At 61.3% G+C, this 3,225-nt stretch carries 2 protein-coding genes; both read left to right on the plus strand.

Going from position 1 to position 3,225, the window contains the following annotated elements; all coding sequences use genetic code 11:
- Positions 1 to 518 precede the first annotated feature (518 nt).
- Positions 519 to 2,339: an ATP-binding protein gene (locus CKO23_RS24155; RefSeq protein ID WP_200335965.1), complete on the plus strand. Its 1,821-nt coding sequence runs from the start codon at positions 519 to 521 to the stop codon at positions 2,337 to 2,339.
- Positions 2,340 to 2,375: 36 nt separating this feature from the next.
- Positions 2,376 to 2,987, plus strand: a complete 612-nt coding sequence (locus CKO23_RS24160) for a response regulator transcription factor (protein WP_346014685.1) — start codon at positions 2,376 to 2,378, stop codon at positions 2,985 to 2,987.
- Positions 2,988 to 3,225 lie beyond the last annotated feature (238 nt).

A 3,225-nucleotide genomic window follows, 5' to 3' on the forward strand; every position in this document is an offset into this window, starting at 1 on the left:
ATCAGATCGAGATGTGGTTCTCGATCCTGGCGCGCAAAGTCCTGCGCCGTGGCAACTTCACCTCCATCGACGACCTTCAGAAACGCATCAGCGATTTCATCGACTTCTTCAATCGCACGTTGGCCAAACCCTTCCGCTGGACCTATGAGGGAAAGCCGCTCGCAGCATGAATGATTAAACAGTCTCGGGATTTCCACTCTGTTGCACTAGCGACTCCTGCCCGGCGATTTTCTAGCCACGCGGATCGGACAGACTGTGGTGTTGCCGCTCATCCCAGCTCATCGGCGGTCGGAGCACAACCTTTGCCGACCCGCACGGTTGCCCCAAGAATGCCGCTCCATTTGGCGCCAGTCCGCCAGGAACCCGCGTTCGAATCAGAAACCATGATCATCGGCAAGCACCTGTTTATGCGCCTTCGCGAGTTCAACGGGCATCGCGCCATGGGGTTGGTGCCTACCTGCGGCACTGCGGGCCGGCGTGTTTGCTCATTGACGGGGGACCGATAGGTTGACTCATCAATGAGCTGGATCACCGTCATTTGGTCCATGGCCGCCGGCGTATCCTTGACGCTGGCAGCCGTGAATCTGCTCGTCTGGCTTCGCGATCGTGATGCGGTTGCCAACGCCCTGTTCTCGGTCAGCGCCGTGGCGGCCGCGGTCCTCGCCATGCAGGAGCTCGCCGTGATGCGGGCGCAGACCCCTGCCGAGTTCGGCGCCATCTTGCGTTGGATGCATGTCTCCGCGGCAATGATCGTGATCGCCGTGGTCTGGTTCACGCATCTCTATCTGGGCGCCGGACGGCGTTGGTTGGCGTGGCTCATCACCGGCCTGCGTCTACTGGTGCTGATACCAAACTTCGTCCTTTATCCCAACGCGACCTTCGCTGAGATCCATGCCCTCAACAGGGTGTCTTTCCTGGGCGAGACACTGTCGGTGCCAATGGGCGAGATGAATCCGTGGCGTTCTCTCATTCACCTGAGCATGGTGTTGCTGTGCATTTTTGTCGTGGACGCCGCCCTTGCCGCGCGCAAGCTGGGCCGTGGTCGTCAGGCCCTGGTGCTGGGCGCTTCGATTCCGATCGCCATCGTTCTTTCCGCGACGCTTTCAGGACTGATGGCGCACGGGATACTGCCGGGTCCGTTCGTCACCTTTGTCTTTTTGGTGCTCGTGCTCGCCATGGCCTTCGAGCTGAGCGTGGACCTGCTCCGGGCGAGACAGGTTACCGGCGAGCTGCGGGACAGCCGCGAGCGCATGCGCCTGGCCGCCCAGGCGGCGGACCTGGGGTTGTGGGAGTGGGACGTCGTGAGGGATGAGATCTGGTCCAACGATGTCGACCATACCATTGCCGGAGTCTTTGGCGGCAAGCGGATCGGCCTGGCGGATTACCTGGAGCTGGTCCATCCCGATGATCGTGACCGCCTTGAAACAACGATCCGCCGAACGATGGCGCAAGCGCGGGAGCTTCTTCAGGTGGAGTACCGGATGATCGGCGCGGATAGCACCGAGCGTTGGATCGTCGCCTGGGGCAAGGTCGAATACGGCGAGAGACGGCAACCGCTACGCATTCGCGGCGTGTCCGTCGACATCACGGCGCGCAAGCAGCTCGAAACCGAGGCACAGCAACATCGCAACCAGCTAACACGCGTGCAGCGTGGCTTCGTTCTGGGCCAGCTCTCCTCGGCAGTGGCACACGAGCTCAATCAACCGCTGGGCGCGATTCTGCGCAACGCCGAGGCGGGCGAAGCCTTCCTGCGACAGGATCCGCCGGACCTCGGGGAGGTGAGGGAGATCCTGGCCGATATCCAGAAGGACGATCAAAGGGCGGCGGCGGTCATCCAACGGATGCGCTCGTTGCTCCAGCAGGGAGAGCTGCGCTTCGAGGCGATCGCACCGCTGGAACTCATCCAACAAGCCGCGGCGTTGCTCGCAGCGGAGATGCGCACCCAGCATGTGACATTGGGTATTGCGGTGCCGGCTGATCTGCCCAAAATTCGGGGAGATCGCATCCATCTCCAACAGGTCCTCGTCAACCTGTTGCTCAACAGCCTTGATGCCGTGAAGACAGGGAACTCGGGGCAGCGTCAAATTGATTTGCACGCCGCCCGAGCCGGGGAGGCAATGCTCTCATTGGTCGTCGAGGACAGCGGGCCCGGTTTCGACCCGGCGCGACTTGTGGACCTGTTTGAGCCGTTTTACACCACCAAGCCCGATGGGATCGGACTCGGATTATCGCTTTGCAGGACCATCGTCGATGCACATGGCGGGCGCATCAGCGCGGCAAACCGCCCGAGGGAAGGCGCTCGCGTCGAGGTGTTGCTGCCGGTCGCGGCAGGGGGATGAATCGACGTGAGTGATCGGTTGCCAACGGTGTTCATCGTGGACGATGACGCCTCCTTTCTCAAAAGCATCGAACGTCTGCTGCGCAGCACCGGCTTCGTGACCCAGTGTTACAGCTCCGCGGTCGATTTCTTCGCGCAACAGGCACCGGATCGCGTGGGCTGCGTGTTGGCCGACCTGCGCATGCCCGACATGGACGGCATCGCCTTGCAGGCACACTTGGCGAGGTCTGGGAATCCGCTGCCGGTGGTTTTCCTCACCGGCCACGGCGACATTCCCACCAGCGTTGCGGCGATGCGGCAAGGGGCCGAGGATTTCCTGGTCAAGACCGCACCGAAAGAGGCCATCATCGCCGCGGTGGAACGGGCGCTTGCCCGCGGCGCCAAGGAGTGTGCATTTCGTGCGCATCGCCGTGCGCTGCATGCGCGCCTCGACACGCTGACACCACGCGAAGAGCAGGTGCTGTCCCATGTCATGAATGGGGGCATGAACAAGCAGATTGCCGCGGCCCTGGGTATCGACGAGCGCTCGGTCAAGCGCCATCGCAGCAATCTGATGCGCAAGCTCGAAGTCACCTCCGTTGCCGAGTTGGCGCAACTGGTCTTCGAGGCAGGCGCACGCGAAGGCGACTCGTACAGGACTGCCAAGTGAACGCCAGTGACCGTTTGATATGAGCTTCCTGGCGAACCGCAGGCACACTGACTGAGGCCATCCAATCGCCGTTTGCAGGCTCGATGCCCCCTGAGCTGCGAACGCGAGCTAAGAGGATATCCGGAACAGAAAATGCTTAAATCATTAAAATTCTAAATAAGATAGCCTCTTAGGTACGACAATCACGCGTATCGATGATGCCATGGCCTTTCAAGAGATGTCCGATGATTTTTGGCGT

It is taken from the genome of Thiocystis violacea, from assembly GCF_016583565.1.
Classification (GTDB): Bacteria; Pseudomonadota; Gammaproteobacteria; order Chromatiales; family Chromatiaceae; genus Thiorhodococcus; species Thiorhodococcus violaceus_A.

What these genes read in the sequence shown, in the direction of transcription:
- CKO23_RS24155 (WP_200335965.1), top strand. Translation starts at nt 519, where the DNA reads ATGAGCTGGATCACCGTCATTTGGTCCATGGCCGCCGGCGTATCCTTG.